The sequence below is a fragment of the Ideonella livida genome, from assembly GCF_010499455.1.
Taxonomy (GTDB): domain Bacteria; phylum Pseudomonadota; class Gammaproteobacteria; order Burkholderiales; family Burkholderiaceae_C; genus Ideonella; species Ideonella livida.
This window is the reverse complement of sequence record NZ_JAAGOH010000004.1, coordinates 107,236-123,461: the sequence shown is the minus strand read 5'-3', so window position 1 is coordinate 123,461 and position 16,226 is coordinate 107,236. Positions and strand designations below refer to the sequence as shown.

13 protein-coding genes are annotated in these 16,226 nt (G+C 64.1%); 11 read left to right on the top strand and 2 right to left on the bottom strand.

Annotation, left to right across the window (positions count from 1 at the left end; translation table 11 throughout):
• Positions 1-55 precede the first annotated feature (55 nt).
• From argA to dnaJ, 11 genes are all read left to right on the top strand, one after another.
• A complete protein-coding gene (gene argA / locus G3A44_RS05045) occupies positions 56-1,396 on the top strand; it encodes an amino-acid N-acetyltransferase (protein WP_163456523.1) in 1,341 nt (446 codons plus the stop codon).
• A 56-nt stretch (positions 1,397-1,452) separates the two neighbouring features.
• Positions 1,453-1,725 (top strand): oxidative damage protection protein, encoded by a 273-nt coding sequence (locus G3A44_RS05040; RefSeq protein WP_163456421.1) that lies wholly within the window; start codon positions 1,453-1,455, stop codon positions 1,723-1,725.
• Positions 1,726-1,828: 103 nt separating this feature from the next.
• Positions 1,829-2,134, top strand: a complete 306-nt coding sequence (locus tag G3A44_RS05035) for an H-NS histone family protein (RefSeq protein WP_163456420.1) — start codon at positions 1,829-1,831, stop codon at positions 2,132-2,134.
• Between the two features lie 173 nt (positions 2,135-2,307).
• Complete coding sequence (gene dnaG / locus G3A44_RS05030) at positions 2,308-4,221, top strand: DNA primase (RefSeq protein WP_163456419.1); 1,914 nt, start codon at positions 2,308-2,310, stop codon at positions 4,219-4,221.
• A gap of 201 nt (positions 4,222-4,422) precedes the next feature.
• Positions 4,423-6,783: an RNA polymerase sigma factor RpoD gene (gene rpoD, locus G3A44_RS05025; RefSeq protein WP_375138627.1), complete on the top strand. Its 2,361-nt coding sequence runs from the start codon at positions 4,423-4,425 to the stop codon at positions 6,781-6,783.
• Positions 6,784-6,860: 77 nt separating this feature from the next.
• On the top strand, positions 6,861-7,778 hold the full coding sequence (locus tag G3A44_RS05020) for an adenylate/guanylate cyclase domain-containing protein (RefSeq protein WP_163456417.1): 918 nt from the start codon (positions 6,861-6,863) through the stop codon (positions 7,776-7,778).
• Positions 7,779-7,826: 48 nt separating this feature from the next.
• Positions 7,827-8,912: a ferrochelatase gene (hemH, locus tag G3A44_RS05015; protein ID WP_163456416.1), complete on the top strand. Its 1,086-nt coding sequence runs from the start codon at positions 7,827-7,829 to the stop codon at positions 8,910-8,912.
• Complete coding sequence (locus tag G3A44_RS05010; RefSeq protein ID WP_163456415.1) at positions 8,909-9,364, top strand: Hsp15 family ribosome-associated heat shock protein; 456 nt, start codon at positions 8,909-8,911, stop codon at positions 9,362-9,364. The genes hemH and G3A44_RS05010 overlap by 4 nt, the downstream gene beginning before the upstream one ends.
• Before the next feature lie 163 nt (positions 9,365-9,527).
• Positions 9,528-10,064 (top strand): nucleotide exchange factor GrpE, encoded by a 537-nt coding sequence (gene grpE, locus G3A44_RS05005; RefSeq protein WP_163456414.1) that lies wholly within the window; start codon positions 9,528-9,530, stop codon positions 10,062-10,064.
• Between the two features lie 98 nt (positions 10,065-10,162).
• Entirely contained in the window at positions 10,163-12,106 is a 1,944-nt protein-coding gene (gene dnaK, locus G3A44_RS05000; protein ID WP_163456413.1) for a molecular chaperone DnaK, read from the top strand.
• A gap of 111 nt (positions 12,107-12,217) precedes the next feature.
• Positions 12,218-13,360 (top strand): molecular chaperone DnaJ, encoded by a 1,143-nt coding sequence (gene dnaJ / locus G3A44_RS04995; protein ID WP_163456412.1) that lies wholly within the window; start codon positions 12,218-12,220, stop codon positions 13,358-13,360.
• 35 nt (positions 13,361-13,395) lie between these two features.
• Here dnaJ and G3A44_RS04990 read toward each other — a convergent pair whose 3' ends face one another.
• Together G3A44_RS04990 and dnaB are read right to left on the bottom strand one after the other, a co-directional pair.
• Complete coding sequence (locus G3A44_RS04990) at positions 13,396-14,622, bottom strand: PA0069 family radical SAM protein (protein WP_163456411.1); 1,227 nt, start codon at positions 14,620-14,622, stop codon at positions 13,396-13,398.
• 104 nt (positions 14,623-14,726) lie between these two features.
• Positions 14,727-16,145 (bottom strand): replicative DNA helicase, encoded by a 1,419-nt coding sequence (gene dnaB, locus G3A44_RS04985; protein ID WP_163456410.1) that lies wholly within the window; start codon positions 16,143-16,145, stop codon positions 14,727-14,729.
• Positions 16,146-16,226: the final 81 nt, after the last annotated feature.

Here is a 16,226-nt window from a genome sequence, read left to right as displayed (position 1 = left end):
TCCTGCCTGTGTACCCGCGGCGCGGGCCTGGGGCACAATGCGCCCCGTCATGTCCATGGATGTCGTTTTCCCCCATACCTTTGTGCCCTGGTTCCGCGCCGTGGCACCCCACATTCACGCCTATCGCGGCAAGACCTTCGTGGTGGGTATCACAGGGGAAATGATCGAGGCAGGCAAACTCAATGCCTTTGTTCAAGACTTGGCGATCCTGCAGGCCATGGGCGTGCGCATCGCCTTGGTACATGGTTTCCGTCCCCAGGTCACCGAGCAATTGCGGGCCAAAGGCCACGTCTCCCGCTTTCACAAGGGCATGCGCATTACCGACTCGGTGGCGCTCGATTGCGCCCAGGAGGCGGCAGGCCAGTTGCGCTTCGAGATTGAGGCGGCGTTTTCCCAGGGGCTGCCCAACACCCCGATGGCCAATGCCACCGTCCGCGTCGTGTCAGGCAACTTCCTCACGGCGCGCCCGGTGGGTATCGTCGAGGGTGTCGACATGATGCACTCGGGTGTGGTGCGCAAGGTGGACGCGGCAGGTATTCGGATGGCGATGGACGGGGGCGCTCTGGTGCTGTTGTCGCCGTTCGGCTTTTCTCCCACGGGCGAGGCCTTCAACCTGTCCATGGAGGACGTGGCCACCTCCACCGCCATTGCCTTGCAGGCCGACAAGCTCCTGTTCCTGACCGAGGTCGCTGGCATACGCGAAAGCCTCGAAGATCCCGAGAGCCCCATCGACACGGAACTTGCCTTGGCTGATGCTGAGCGTCTGCTGGCCCAACTTCCTGAAGCCTCTTCTCCGGCGGACACGGGTTTTTATCTCCGCTATTGCGTGCGGGCCTGTGCGGGTGGCGTGGAGCGTTCCCACATACTGCCGTTCGCAGTCGATGGGGCACTGCTCATGGAGGTCTTCACCCATGATGGCATCGGCACCATGGTGGTTGACGAGAAACTGGAAAGCCTGCGGGAGGCCGACGCCGACGACGTTGGCGGCATCTTGCAGTTGATTGAGCCTTTCGAGCGCGACGGTACGCTGGTCAAGCGTGACCGCAATGAAATTGAGCGCGAGATTCACCACTACACGGTGATCGAGCACGACGGCGTGATCTTCGGCTGCGCGGCCCTGCATCCCTACCCTGAGGCGCGCACCGGCGAAATGGCCGCCTTGACCGTCTCGGCGAGTGTGCAGGGCCAAGGGGACGGTGACCGCATACTCAAGCACGTGGAGCAGCGCGCACGCGCCATGGGTTTGAGCAGTGTGTTCGTGCTCACCACCCGCACCATGCACTGGTTCATCAAGCGCGGTTTCGTGCAGGTCGAGCCCGATTGGTTGCCCGAGGCGCGTAAGCGCAAATACAACTGGGACAGACGCTCCCAGGTGCTGGTCAAGCGCCTGGGCTGAGCGAGCCGGACGGCCCGGCCCCATTCCTGCCGATCCCCTTTTCAAGGAGCACCACCATGGCGCGCACGATCTATTGCACCTATCTGAAAAAGGATGCCGAAGGCCTGACTTTTGCGCCTTACCCCGGCGAGTTGGGCAAGCGCATCTACGACCACATCAGCCAAGAAGCCTTCGAGGTGTGGAAGCGGCACCAGACCATGCTCGTCAATGAAAACCGCCTGAATTTGGCCGATGCGCGCGCCCGTCAGTACCTGGCCCGCCAGATGGAGCAATTCCTCTTTGGTGGTCAAGCCGATCAGCCGACCGGCTTTGTGCCGCCCTCGGCCTGAAGCCGGGACGTGTTTACTCCGGCCTTGCATTTGAATGTACTTGGCGCACGTTGATTTTCGCGTATCATCGCGCCACGTTTTCCCGATCAGACCGGAGTAACTGATGACCAACATTCAAGAACTGCTCGCCCAAAAAGCGGCTCTCGAGAAGCAGATTGCCGAAGCACAGCGCGCCGCACGTGCGGATGCCATCGCCAAGGTGAAAGCCCTGATGGGTGAATATGGCCTGACTGCCGCTGACCTGGTTGGCAAAGCCACCATCCCGCAAAAGCCGGAAGGCGCCAAGAAAGTGGCGGCCAAGTATCGCAATCCGGCTTCCGGAGAAACTTGGACGGGGCGTGGCCTGAAGCCGAAGTGGCTGGCTGCCGCCCTGGCCGAGGGCAAGGCGCTGGAAGACTTCGCCATTTGAGCCCGCTGGGGAGTCCCAGTCCGCCTGCAGAAGGCCGCAAGCCGGCTTGGCGCAGAAAAAATTGAAAAGGGAGCTTTGGCTCCCTTTTTGCATTTTCTGGCGTTTCGATCTGCCTGGCGCTCGAGCTGTCCTGGCATCCTCCGCTGTCTGCCCATGCCTTAGACTCCGGCCGCGTGATCCCCCATAGCTTCATCCAAGATCTGCTCGCCCGCACGGACATCGTCAATGTGGTCGGGCGGCATGTCGAGCTCAAAAAGGCCGGCATCAACCACAAGGGCCTCTGCCCTTTTCACGGCGAGAAGAGCCCCAGCTTCATCGTCAGCCCCTCCCGGCAGACTTATCACTGTTTCGGGTGCGGTGTGCACGGTGATGCGATCCGCTTCCTCTCCGAACACCTGGGGGTGAGCTTCACGGAGGCCGTGGAGGATCTGGCGCAGCAGGCGGGTCTGGTGGTGCCCCGCGAGGTCCAGTCCCCCGCGCAGAAGGCGCAGGAGGACGCGCAGCGGCAGCAGCGCACCTCGCTGAAGGATGTGCTGGCCCGGGCGGCCGACCATTACCGCAAACAATTGCGCGGCGCCGCTGGCGCTGTGGCCTATCTCAAGCGTCGGGGCCTGACCGGCGAGATCGCCCAAACTTTCGGACTGGGCTATGCACCAGCGGGCTGGCGCAGCCTGGCCAGCGCCTTTCCCAGCTACGACGACCCTCTGCTGGTGGAGGCGGGGCTGGTCATCCGGGCTGAGGATGACCAGGACAACGGGCGGCGCTATGACCGTTTCCGCGACCGCATCATGTTTCCTATCCGAGATGTGAAGGGGGATGTCATCGGATTTGGAGGGCGGGTGCTGGACCAAGGTGAGCCCAAGTACCTCAATTCGCCGGAGACACCGCTCTTCGTCAAGGGGCGGGAGCTTTATGGGCTCTTCGAGGCGCGGCAAGCCATGCGTGAAAAGGGCTTTGTGATCGTCACCGAAGGCTACATGGACGTGGTGGCGCTGGCCCAGTGGGGGCAGCCCAATGCGGTGGCTACCCTGGGGACGGCCTGCACTGCGGACCACGTCCATAAGCTGGTCAAGTACACCGACCGCATTGTTTTCAGTTTTGACGGTGATGAGGCGGGGCGTCGCGCGGCGGGCCGGGCGCTGGAGGCAGCGCTGCCGCATGCCACGGACGTTCGCAGCTTCTCCTTCCTCTTTCTGCCTGCGGAGCACGACCCGGACAGCTTCATCCGCGAACACGGGCATGAGAAATTTGCCGAGCAGATCGAACAGGCCGTGCCCTTGTCGCGGCAACTGCTGGAACATGTGGGCCAAGGCTGCCGCCTGTCGGACGTGGAGGGGCGCGCGCGCATGCTGTCGCGTGCCCGACCCTTGTGGGAGACCTTGCCGGAAGGAGCACTCAAGCGGCAGCTCTTCCTGGACCTGGCCCAACAAGGCGGGCTGCCCGCAGCGGAGCTGAGTCAGCTCTGGTCATCGCCTGCGGGTCCCGTGCGTCGATCCGGTGGGGCTGTCGCGCCGACCGAGATGGGCGACGTGCAGGCGTCGGCTGCCGCCCCCCGTGGCTCACGCAGTGGTGGCGGTAGTGGTGGTGGCGCCCAATTCGCCCGCGGTGCCGACTTTTCAAGTCGGCTCGCGCCGCGTCGCGGTGGTAGGCCGGCGCCCGCATCGCCGCAGGACCGGGTGGTGCATATGCTGCTGGCCCATGGCCAGTGGTGGGAGCAACTCACGGCGGAGGAGCAGGCCTTGTTGCACGATCTGCCTGAGCCGCATGGCCCGGTGGTGGCGTGGCTGGAGCGCCAGATCACCGAGGCGGGTGTGCAGCCGCTGGCGGCCTGGCAGCATAGCGCTGCGGCGGACGAGGGAATCGCCGAGCACTGGCGGGCGCTACCCATGCCCGATCCGGCGCAGGAGGACACCTTGCAGGATCTGCGTCGCGCCCTGGACTGGCTGATGGAGCGCGCCCTGCAAACCCAGATGGCTGCCTGCCTGGCGGAGGCCGCATCGGACCCGCAGGCGCTGCAGCGCTACCGCGAGCTGGACCTGCGCTGGCGTGACGTGAAGTCGCGACTGAGTACGCCTGTGGCCGGCTGAGTGCGAGGAGGCCTCTATGCGGTGGATCGCGGGGGCAAGGGTTCCCCTTCTTGCCCTCCGCCAGACACGCTTTCGGCCTGCTCGCAGGGGCTTTGGTGTCCTTGGGAATTGGAATCAAGTTGAGGACAACGGTATAATCCGCTTTTTGCGGCAAATTGCGCGCCTGCCCTCCTGAAATGTTTCTAGGCGGGCCATAGCAATATGCCCGCCGGTGCGGCCGCCGTACAAGGGTTGGCCGCCAGGCTGACGGCCACGCCGGCCCTCGTGGCCGCGGTTCTCGCCCCACGCAGGGCGACTCAGCGGGTATGGCCCTCACGCTCGCGCCCTACCCCACCGGCAGTTCGAGACTCGACAAGGATTTGCATGACCGCCAAGAAGATCGCCACGTCCACCGACGCCGAGGACTTGAAGAAGACCCGCACCAAGGCCGCCGCCAAGACCACCGGCACCGATGACACCAAGGCCAAGCGCGGTCGCAAGCCCAAGCAGGAGACAGAGAGCGCTGCTTCTCCCAAGCGCCGCGAAGATGAACTGGAAGAGGACATCGGCGACATCGAGGGCGAAATCGACGGGGAAACCGAGGTTGAGGCCACCGAGACGGCCGAGGCGGGGGATGAGGCCGGTGATGACAAGCCCAAGGCCAAGCCGCTGCGCATGAAGGTCAGCCGGGCCAAAGAGCGCGCATTGATGCGCGAGTTTGGCCTGGACGAGACCGCCCTGACGGAAGAGGAAGTCGCCAAGCGCCGCCTGGAGCTCAAGACCCTCATCAAAATGGGCAAGACCCGGGGCTACCTGACCCATCAGGAGATCAACGACCACCTCCCGGAAAAGCTCATCAACGATGAGATCCTCGAGGCGATCGTCTCGATGCTCAACGACATGGGCATCGCGGTCTACGAGCAGGCGCCTGACGCCGCGACCCTGCTGATCTCCGGCAGCAACACTGGCACCGCAACCGATGAGGAAGCCGAAGAGGCCGCGGAAGCCGCGCTGTCGACGGTGGACTCCGAGTTTGGCCGCACCACCGACCCGGTGCGCATGTACATGCGCGAAATGGGCTCGGTCGAGCTGCTGACGCGCGAGGGCGAAATCGAGATCGCCAAGCGCATCGAAGGCGGACTGCAGGCGATGATGCTGGCCATCAGCGCTTCGCCCACCACCATCGCCGAGATCCTGACCATGGCCGACAAGATCGGCGCCGGCGACCTGCAGATTTCCGATGTGGTGGACGGCTTCGTTGCCGAAGACGAGGCGGACGACTATGTGGCCGAAGAGGACTTCGACGAGTTCGACGAAGAGGACGACGACGACGGCAACGGCGGCTCCAAGGCGCTCACCAAGAAGTTGGAGGAGCTCAAGAACGCCGCAATGCACAAGTTCGGCGAGCTGCGCCGCCACTACGACAAAATGATGGCGGCCTTCGAGAAGGAAGGCTACAAGTCTTCCACCTACCTGGTGGCCCAGGAAGCGATCAGCGTCGACCTGATGACGATCCGCTTCACCGTCAAGACCATCGAGAAGTTGTGCGACATCCTGCGTTCGCAGGTGGATGATGTGCGCCGCTACGAACGTGAACTGCGCAAGATCGTGGTCGACAAGTGCGGCATGCCCCAGGAGCATTTCATCCGCACCTTCCCGCCCAACATGCTCAACCTGCGCTGGGCCGAGGGGGAAGTGGGTGCTGGCAAGGGCTACAGCGCCATCCTGGGCCGCAACCTGCCGGCCATCCAGGAGCTGCAGCAGAAGTTGATCGACCTGCAGGCCAAGGCCGTGGTGCCCATTGAGGACCTCAAGGACATCAACCGTCGCATGAACGAGGGCGAAAAGGCCTCCCGTGATGCCAAGAAGGAGATGATCGAGGCCAACTTGCGCCTGGTGATCTCCATCGCCAAGAAGTACACCAACCGCGGCCTGCAGTTCCTGGACCTGATCCAGGAGGGCAACATCGGCCTGATGAAGGCGGTCGACAAGTTCGAATACCGTCGCGGCTACAAGTTCTCGACCTACGCGACGTGGTGGATCCGTCAGGCCATCACCCGCTCGATCGCCGACCAGGCCCGCACCATCCGCATCCCGGTTCACATGATCGAGACGATCAACAAGATGAACCGGCTGTCTCGCCAGCACCTGCAGGAGTTTGGCTACGAGCCGGACGCGCCGACGTTGGCCGAGAAGATGGAGATGCCGGAGGACAAGGTCCGCAAGATCATGAAGATCGCCAAGGAGCCGATCTCCATGGAGACGCCGATCGGCGACGACGATGACAGCCACCTGGGCGACTTCATCGAGGACACGAACAACGTGGCCCCGGTGGAAGCGGCCATGCAGGCAGGCCTGCGCGACGTGGTCAAAGACATCCTGGACTCGCTCACCCCGCGCGAGGCCAAGGTGTTGCGCATGCGTTTCGGCATTGAGATGTCGACCGACCACACCCTGGAAGAAGTGGGCAAGCAGTTCGACGTCACCCGCGAGCGTATCCGTCAGATTGAGGCCAAGGCGATCCGCAAGCTCAAGCATCCGAGCCGATCGGACAAGCTGCGCACCTACCTGGACAACATCTGAGTCCAGACGGAAGGTCTCCCCTCCCGGGAGGCCTGCCCGGCCTGAGCCCTTGCGGGGCGGGCTACACTGTCTTCCCTATGGGAAACGTGAGTCGTCGCACCGTGCTGTTTGCTGACCTGCGCGGCAGCACCGGCCTTTACGAATCCCTGGGCAACACCGTCGCCGCCGAGCATGTCACGCGTGCCGTGCACGAGGTGGCCCACGCGGTCGAACGGCACCGTGGTGTAGTGGTCAAGACCCTCGGTGACGGACTTTTGGCTGTGTTCGCCCGTCCGGGAGGCGCCCTGAATGCCGCCCTTGAGGCCCAGCAACGCCTGGGCGTTGTCGCGCCCGGCGCACCTCAGCTGCATCTCCAATTGGGGCTGGGTGTGGGCGACGTGGTGGAGGTGGACGGCGACTGCTTCGGCGACGCCGTCAACGTGGCCGCCCGTCTCCTGGACCATGCGGACACGGGCGAGACGCTGGTGACCCGCGACTTCTGGCGTGAGCTCTCCGAGCCCCTGCAGCTCCAGTTCCGCAGCCTGCCGCCCATGCAGCTGCGAGGTCGGCAGGAACCGGTGGAAGTGCTGGTGCACTGCGCAAGCCCCTCGGACTCCCTGCTGACCCACCAAGGCACCCGCACCGGCGAGACCGCCCTGCCCGCACTGGGCATCATGCTGAGCTGGCGGGGAAAGACGCTCTGCCGTGCCCGCGGGCAATTGCCGCTGCAGATTGGCCGCAACCCGGATTGCGGGGTGGTGATCGATGACGGTCGCGTGTCGCGCAGCCATGCGCGCATCGACGCCGCAGGCGCAGGACTGGAGCTGTTAGACCTGAGCATCAATGGCACCTTTGTACGTTTTGGCGATGACGACGAGGTATTGAGCCTGCGGCGCGGCAGCTGCACCCTGCATGGCCATGGTGCCATCGGGTTGGGCGCCCCGCCGTCTGACGGGCGAACGCCCACCATCACCTTCGCCACCATCACGCAACCCCACGAGCTGGACCACCTTTGAGCCGATAAGCCGGACGCTCGTCTCGGAACGGCGTACCTCTTGAACACGATGAGCTTCCAAGCTGCACCTCCCCTCCCCCATGGCAGCCCGTCCCGCGTGGGTGTGCTGTTGGTCAACCTGGGCACTCCTGACGCGCCGACGCCACAGGCGTTGCGGCGCTACCTGGCAGAGTTCCTGAGCGATCCGCGGGTGGTCGAGTTGCCGGCGCTGCTCTGGAAGCCCATCCTCCATGGCATCATCCTGCGGACCCGCCCTGCCAAATCGGCCCGCAAGTACGCCAGTGTCTGGACGGCGGAGGGTTCGCCACTGTGGGTGTGGACCCAGCGGCAGGCTGCTTTGCTCCAGGGGTACTTGGGCGAGTCGGGTTGTCCGGTGCTGGTGGAGCCCGCCATGCGCTACGGTCAGCCGTCAGTAGCCTCGGGACTGGACGCCTTGCGCCGCGCGGGCGCACAACGCATCCTGATCCTGCCGGCCTATCCGCAGTATTCGGGTGCGACCACCGGCAGCGTCTTTGATGCGGTCACCCGCTGGGGGCGCGAGACCCGCTGGGTACCCGAGTTGCGCTTTGTGCACCAGTACCACGACGATCCCGGCTATATCGAGGCGCTGGCCGCCTCGGTGCGTCGCCACTGGCAGCGACAGGGCGGACCGGGATATTTGCTGATGAGTTTCCATGGCATGCCGGAGCGCACCCTGCACCTCGGGGACCCCTACCATTGCCACTGCCACAAGACTGCGCGGCTGCTGGCGGAGGCTTTGCAGTTGCAACGCGACCAGTTCGGCGTGAGTTTCCAGAGCCGATTTGGCAAGGCACGTTGGCTTGAACCTGCCACCGAACCCACCTTGGAGGCGCTGGCGCGTCAAGGGCGGGAGCGGGTGGACGTGATCTGCCCCGGTTTCGCGGCCGACTGCCTGGAGACCCTGGAAGAGATCGAACAGGAAGGGCGGGCTGCATTTCTGGCGGCAGGTGGCAAAGACTTCCACTACGTACCTTGCCTGAACGACGATCCTCAAGGTATGCGCGCCTTGACCGGACTGGTGCAGCGCCATCTCTCAGGCTGGACATTGACGGACGATCCCGGCGCGCGAGAAGCCAGCCGACTCCGCGCCTTGGACGCCGGGGCGACCCGATGAGCCGCCAACCTGCCGAGCAGAGCCTGCCGCCGGCCCCGCGTTGGGTCGACCATCCGGTTCGCCTGGACAAGTGGTTGTGGGCAGCCCGGTTCTTCAAGACCCGGAGCCTGGCAGTGCAGGCCATCGACAAAGGCCGTCTGGAGGTCAATGGCCAGGCGGCCAAGGCCTCGCGCGACCTGAAACCCGGCGACCGGATCACGTGGAGAGATCCTGGGATGCCAGCACGAGAACTGGAAGTGCTCGGCCTGAGTGATATCCGGGGGCCTGCGCCGGTAGCTCAGCAGCTCTACCGGGAGACAGCCGCCAGCCTGCAGGCGCGTGAGGCGGCAAAAGAGCAGCGTCGCCAGGGGGTGGAGCCGGCGGCCACACTCACCCATGGCCGCCCCACCAAGAAGGACCGGCGCGAGCTGGCCCAGTGGGACCGCTGGAGCGTCTCCATCGATCCGTCCTGACCGCTGACCGCGCGCGAGGTTTCGCAAATTTTTTGACCCGCCCCTCTTGAAAGCAGGGGAAATGGCCACAGGTCCGGGAGCATGCCGGGTTGGTACGGCGGTGCGGCGGCCAGAGGCCGCCGAGCCATCGTCCCTCGGGCACCACCTTTCCTCTCTCCCGACCATGAACCCACAAGATCAGAACCCGGACGTCCCCAACGTCAATGCCGATGCCGCAGCGGTGGGGGGTGATGCGCCCGCCGTCGACCTGTCGGCCAAGCTCGCGGAGCTCGAGGCGCGCCACACTGAAGTGTCTGACGCCTACCTGCGTGCCAAGGCAGAGACCGAGAACATTCGTCGTCGTGCCGAGGAAGAAGTCTCCAAGGCCCGCAAGTTTGCGGTGGAGGCTTTTGCCGAATCGCTTCTGCCGGTCAAGGACAGCTTGGAGGCGGCCATCGCCATGCCGGGCGCACCGGTGGACAAGGTGCTTGAAGGCGTGCACGCCACCCTGCGCCAGCTTGCTGCCGCCCTGGAGCGCAACAAGGTCCTGGAAGTCAACCCGCCGGCGGGCACCAAGTTCGATCCCCACCAGCATCAGGCCATCAGCATGGTGCCTGCGGAGCAGGATCCCAACACGGTGGTGGCCGTGCTGCAAAAGGGCTACCTCATCGCCGACCGTGTGCTGCGTCCGGCGCTGGTCACCGTGGCTGCCCCCAAGTAAATCGGGCTGGCCCCCACACCACACATCCAAGCCCTTGAAAGCGCAGCGGTTATCCCTACATGCGCTTCAAGGCTGACTGACTACAGGAGCAACAGAACATGGGCAAGATCATTGGCATCGACCTGGGCACCACGAACTCGTGCGTGGCCATCATGGAAGGCAACACCACCAAGGTGATCGAGAACAGCGAGGGTGCACGCACCACGCCTTCCATCATTGCCTACCAAGAAGATGGCGAGATCCTTGTGGGTGCCTCGGCCAAGCGCCAGGCCGTCACCAACCCGCGCAACACCTTGTACGCGGTCAAGCGCCTGATCGGCCGCAAGTTCACCGAGAAGGAAGTGCAGAAGGACATCGACCTGATGCCCTACACCATCGCCGCCGCCGACAACGGTGACGCCTGGGTGGAAGTGCGCGGCAAGAAGATGGCCCCGCCGCAGGTCAGTGCCGAAGTCCTGCGCAAGATGAAGAAGACCGCCGAGGACTACCTGGGCGAAGAAGTGACCGAGGCCGTCATCACGGTGCCGGCCTATTTCAACGATGCACAGCGCCAGGCGACCAAGGACGCCGGCCGCATTGCCGGTCTGGAAGTCAAGCGCATCATCAATGAGCCCACCGCTGCAGCGCTGGCTTTCGGCCTGGACAAGGGCGGCAAGGGTGACCGCAAGATCGCGGTGTATGACCTGGGTGGTGGCACCTTCGACATCTCGATCATCGAAATCGCCGACGTGGACGGCGAAATGCAGTTCGAAGTGCTGTCGACCAACGGTGACACCTTCCTGGGCGGTGAAGACTTCGACCAGCGCATCATCGACTACATCATTGCCGAGTTCAAGAAAGAGCAAGGCGTTGACCTGACCAAGGATGTGCTGGCACTGCAGCGCCTGAAGGAGGCCGCCGAAAAGGCCAAGATCGAGCTGTCCTCCTCGGCCGCCACCGACATCAACCTGCCCTACATCACGGCTGATGCCACCGGCCCGAAGCACCTCAACCTCAAGCTGTCCCGCGCCAAGCTCGAAGCCCTGGTGGAGGAGCTGATCGACCGCACCATCGAACCCTGCCGCACCGCGATCAAGGACGCGGGTGTCAAGACCAGCGAGATCGATGACGTGATCCTCGTGGGCGGCATGTCCCGCATGCCCAAGGTGCAGGACAAGGTCAAGGAATTCTTCGGCAAGGATCCGCGCAAGGACGTGAACCCTGACGAGGCCGTGGCAGTAGGTGCCGCCATCCAGGGTCAGGTGCTGTCAGGCGATCGCAAGGACGTGCTGCTGCTGGACGTCACCCCCCTGTCCCTGGGCATTGAGACCCTGGGCGGCGTGATGACCAAGATGATCAAGAAGAACACGACCATCCCGACCAAGTTTGCCCAGACCTTTTCCACCGCGGACGACAACCAGCCGGCCGTGACCATCAAGGTGTTCCAGGGTGAGCGGGAGATGGCCTCGGGCAACAAGAGCCTGGGTGAATTCAACCTGGAGGGCATTCCGCCCGCGCCGCGTGGCGTGCCGCAGATCGAAGTGACCTTCGACATCGATGCCAACGGCATCCTCCATGTCTCCGCCAAGGACAAGGGCACGGGCAAGGAAAACAAGATCACCATCAAGGCGAACTCCGGACTGTCCGAGGCGGAGATCGAGAAGATGGTCAAGGATGCCGAAGCCAATGCCGCCGAGGACAAGAAGAAGCTGGAGCTGGTGCAGGCGCGAAACAATGCGGACGGCATGATCCACTCGGTCAAGAAGAGCCTGGGCGAGTACGGTGACAAACTCGAAGCGGCCGAGAAGGAAGCCATCGAGGCAGCCCTCAAGGAAGCCGAAGAAGCCCTCAAGGGCGATGACAAGGAAGCCATCGAGGCCCGCACCGAAGCCCTGATGACCGCCAGCCAGAAGCTGGGCGAGAAGATGTATGCGGACCAGCAGGCTGCAGCAGGTGCCGCACAGGCTGCGGCAGGTGCCGGCGCCGAGGCCGCTGCTGCTGCAGGCGGCAAGCCGGCAGACGACAACGTCGTGGACGCTGAGTTCAAGGAAGTGAAGAAGTGATCTTCCGGCCCCCCGGCCCGGTCTGTGGCCGGCCGTGAGTGCCCGCCGCGTCCGGGGAGCCCGCAGGGCTCCTTGCACGCGGCGATTCTGTTTTAAGCGCGAGATCCCGAGATGGCAAAGCGTGACTACTACGAGGTCCTGGGCGTAGCCAAGAACGCCTCGGACGACGAGATCAAGAAGGCCTATCGCAAGTTGGCCATGAAGTTCCACCCTGATCGCAACCAGGGTGACGGCGCCAAGGAGGCTGAGGAGAAGTTCAAGGAGGCCAAGGAGGCCTACGAGATGCTCTCCGATGCCCAAAAACGGGCCGCCTACGACCAGTACGGCCATGCGGGTGTCGACCCCAACGCCGGCATGGGTCGGGGCGGTGAGGGTTTTGGCGGCTTTGCGGAAGCCTTTGGCGACATCTTCGGGGACATCTTTGGTGGCCAAGGCGGTGGCAATGGTCGACGGGGTGGCGGGCAGCAGGTCTACCGTGGCAACGACCTGAGCTACGCCGTCGAGATCAGCCTGGAAGAGGCCGCCGCCGGCAAGGACACGCAGATCCGCATTCCCAGTTGGGACAACTGCGATACTTGTGGCGGCACTGGGGCCAAACCCGGCACTAAGGCCAAGACCTGCGGCACCTGCAACGGTGCGGGCACGGTGCACATGCGCCAGGGCTTCTTCAGCGTCCAGCAGACCTGCCCGCACTGTCACGGCACCGGCAAGATCATTCCTGAGCCCTGCCCGAGCTGCAACGGTGCCGGTCGCCTCAAGCGCCAGAAGACCCTAGAAGTCAAAATCCCGGCGGGCATCAACGAAGGCATGCGGATCCGCTCCGCAGGCAATGGCGAACCGGGGACCAACGGCGGACCGGCCGGGGACCTCTACATCGAGATCCGCATCCGGCAGCATGACATCTTCGAGCGCGACGGTGATGACCTGCACTGCACCGTGCCAGTGCCCATGACGACCGCCGCTCTCGGTGGCGCCATCGAAGTGCCGACCTTGACCGCCAAGGTCGAGATCGAGATCCCCGAAGGCACGCAGCACGGCAAGACCTTCCGTCTGCGCGGCAAGGGCATCAAGGGGCTGCGCTCCGCTTACCCTGGCGATCTGTACTGTCACGTCACCGTCGAGACCCCGGTGAAAATGACTGAACATCAGCGAAAGCTGATGAAGGAACTCGATGAGAGCTTCCGCAAGGGCGGCGACAAGCACTCGCCCAATGCCAAGAGCTGGACAGACCGCGTGAAGGATCTGTTCAAGTAAGGCGCGGGCCTGCCTGGCCGTGACCAGGCATGTCCTCAGAACAGAGGCCTCTGCAGCGGCATCCGGGTCGGATGCGGCATTCTTGCCGTTTGACTAGGCACACCAGCACCTGACGCACTGCGCCGACGGCTCAGCGGCAGCGGGCCGCTTTCAGGCTTCTGCCCCGCGGCGGGCTCGGGGCGGCGGAAGAGGCTGTCGTCCAACACGATGCGGTCAGCCGACAGCCCCAGCCGCCGCCGAGCCTTCTCGAAGCGCTGCCGCAGCAGATCCGCCCACAGGCCGTGGCCGGTCATGCGGCTGCCAAATTGGGCATCGTTGTCTTTGCCGCCTCGCATATCCCGCAGCCGAGCCATGACACGTGCGGCACGCTGCGGAAAATGTCGGGCAAGCCAGTCCTGAAACAGCGGGTTCACCTCCCAGGGCAGCCGCAAGGGAATGGAAAAAGCATGGCGTGCGCCTGCGGCCGCAGCGGACTCCAGGATGCGTTCGAGCTCTGGTTCGTTGAGGAAGGGAATCACGGGAGAGACGCTGACCCCCACGGGGATGCCGGCATTGGCGAGCCGCTCTATGGTTTGCAGTCGCCGTTGGGGCGCTGCAGCGCGGGGCTCCATGATGGCGGCCAAGGCTGGATCGAGGGTGGTGATGGAAACATAGGCGCCCACCAGGCCCTGCGCCGCCATGGGGGCCAGCAAGTCCAGATCACGCTCGATGCTTGCTGATTTGGTGATGACAGAGAACGGATGCCGATGTTCGGCGAGCACTTCGATGAGTGCTCGCGTGATGCCCAGTCGTCGCTCTGCGGGCTGGTAGGCGTCGGTCGCTGATCCCAGATTGAGTGCCAAAGGCTCATAGCCTGGGCTGGCCAGTGCCTCTCTGAGCCGCTGTGCGGCATTGGTCTTGGCGAGGATGCGGGTCTCAAACTCAAGGCCCGGCGAGAGGTTGAGGTAGCTGTGTGTGGGCCGTGCATAGCAATAGATGCACCCGTGCTCGCAGCCCCGATAGGGATTGAGGGACAGGTCGAACTTGATGTCCGGCGAATCGTTGCCGGTCAAGATGCTGCGCACCTCCACCGGTTCCACACGGGTCGGCAGGCTGACCGCAGAAAGCTCTGACCGGGCGTCCCTTGGTCGCTGTGGGCACCAGCCATCGTCCACTGGCTCACGCTGATCTTGGCTGAACCGGTGGGGCATGAGCCACACCGTACCTCGCCCCTTGACACTGGGAGAGACAGGGATCGGGGTGGACGAGTCGCGGAACGGCATGACTGGACTCCAGTGAATACTGTATCTTTATACAGTATTCAGCCTGGCCCGTCACCAGTGAAGGTGCCGCATATGTCGTCCCGGGGCGTCCCAGGGGCCAAAAGTCAGTAGTCGTCGTACCGGGCTTCAGGCGCCAGATTGTCAAAGCGGGTGTTCTGCTTGAGGAACGCCAGGTGCACGGCACCCACCGGTCCGTTCCGCTGCTTGGCGATGATGATTTCCGCCTGCCCGGGGGTCTTGGAGTCCTCCCGGTTGTAGTAGTCGTCGCGGTAGATGAACATGATCACGTCGGCATCCTGCTCGATGGCACCGGATTCGCGGAGGTCTGACATCATCGGACGCTTGTCCGGCCGTGTCTCCACCGAGCGGTTGAGCTGAGAGAGCGCGATCACCGGACAATTCAACTCCTTAGCCAAGGCCTTGAGCCCGCGCGAGATCTCCGAGAGCTCCGTGGCCCGGTTCTCGCCGCTGCTGGCGGCGCTGCCGCTCATCAGCTGAAGGTAGTCGATCACGATCAGACCCAACTGGCCGGACTGCCGGGCTTGGCGCCTTGCCCGTGCCCGCAGCTCCGCCGGATTGAGGGCCGGGGTCTCGTCAATATAGATGTGCGCTTTGGAGAGTTTGTCCACCGCTTCGGTGAGTCGGCCCCAGTCTTCGTCGCGCAGCTTGCCGGTGCGCAGCCCCGACTGATCGATGCGCCCCAACGAACCAACCAGACGCAGGGCCAGCTGCGCCGCCCCCATTTCCATGGAGAACACCACCACCGGACGCCCCTCTTGGACCGCCACGTTCTCGGCGATGTTGAGTGCGAAGGCGGTCTTGCCCATCGACGGACGGGCAGCCAGGATGATCAGATCCCCCCCCTGCAGACCGGCCGTCATCCGGTCCAGGTCATAGAACCCGGTGCGCACGCCTGTGACGTCATCGGCACCGTTCTCCGCCAGCTCGGTCACCCGGTCGATCAGTTGCATGACCAGCTGGTCCATGCTCTGAAATCCCTGCTTGTTGCGCTGACCTTCCTCGCCGATCTTGAAAATCTTCCCCTCGGCCTCGTCCAGGATCTGGGACACCGCCTTGCCCTGGGGGTTGAAGGCGTGGGTGGCGATTTCGTCGCTGGCCGCAATCAACTTGCGCAGGATCGAGCGTTCGCGAACGATTTCCGCATAACGCCGCAGATTGGCCGCGCTGGGTACGCTTTGTGCCAGGGCGTTCAGATAAGTCAGGCCGCCGCAGTCGCCATCCTTGCCCATCGACTGGAGCCGCTCGAACACCGTGATCACGTCCGCGGGCTTGCTGGCGGCAATCAGCAGGCTGATGGCGGAGAAGATCAGGCGGTGCTCATGCCGATAGAAATCCTCTTCGCTCAGGACATCGGCCGCGCGGTCCCAGGCGCCGTTGTCCAGCAGCAGACCGCCCAGCACGCTCTGCTCGGCTTCGATCGAGTGGGGCGGCACACGCAGCCGCGCGACCTCGTCGTCACGCTGGCCGCTGCGGGGATCATAGGCGTCGAAGATGGTGGACATTGCGGGAATGATAGGGCGCACACAAAGCGCGCATACCAAAAGAAAAGGGCCGGCGTGGCCGGCCCTCAGGTGCGGGGAAAG

Coding starts and splice junctions, on each gene's coding strand:
- dnaB (WP_163456410.1), bottom strand. CDS start 16,145: ATGTCCACCATCTTCGACGCCTATGATCCCCGCAGCGGCCAGCGTGAC.
- grpE (WP_163456414.1), top strand. CDS start 9,528: ATGAACCCACAAGATCAGAACCCGGACGTCCCCAACGTCAATGCCGAT.
- dnaJ (WP_163456412.1), top strand. CDS start 12,218: ATGGCAAAGCGTGACTACTACGAGGTCCTGGGCGTAGCCAAGAACGCC.
- G3A44_RS05040 (WP_163456421.1), top strand. CDS start 1,453: ATGGCGCGCACGATCTATTGCACCTATCTGAAAAAGGATGCCGAAGGC.
- G3A44_RS05010 (WP_163456415.1), top strand. CDS start 8,909: ATGAGCCGCCAACCTGCCGAGCAGAGCCTGCCGCCGGCCCCGCGTTGG.
- G3A44_RS05035 (WP_163456420.1), top strand. CDS start 1,829: ATGACCAACATTCAAGAACTGCTCGCCCAAAAAGCGGCTCTCGAGAAG.
- hemH (WP_163456416.1), top strand. CDS start 7,827: ATGAGCTTCCAAGCTGCACCTCCCCTCCCCCATGGCAGCCCGTCCCGC.
- G3A44_RS05020 (WP_163456417.1), top strand. CDS start 6,861: ATGGGAAACGTGAGTCGTCGCACCGTGCTGTTTGCTGACCTGCGCGGC.
- G3A44_RS04990 (WP_163456411.1), bottom strand. CDS start 14,622: ATGCCGTTCCGCGACTCGTCCACCCCGATCCCTGTCTCTCCCAGTGTC.
- rpoD (WP_375138627.1), top strand. CDS start 4,423: ATGCCCGCCGGTGCGGCCGCCGTACAAGGGTTGGCCGCCAGGCTGACG.
- dnaK (WP_163456413.1), top strand. CDS start 10,163: ATGGGCAAGATCATTGGCATCGACCTGGGCACCACGAACTCGTGCGTG.
- argA (WP_163456523.1), top strand. CDS start 56: ATGGATGTCGTTTTCCCCCATACCTTTGTGCCCTGGTTCCGCGCCGTG.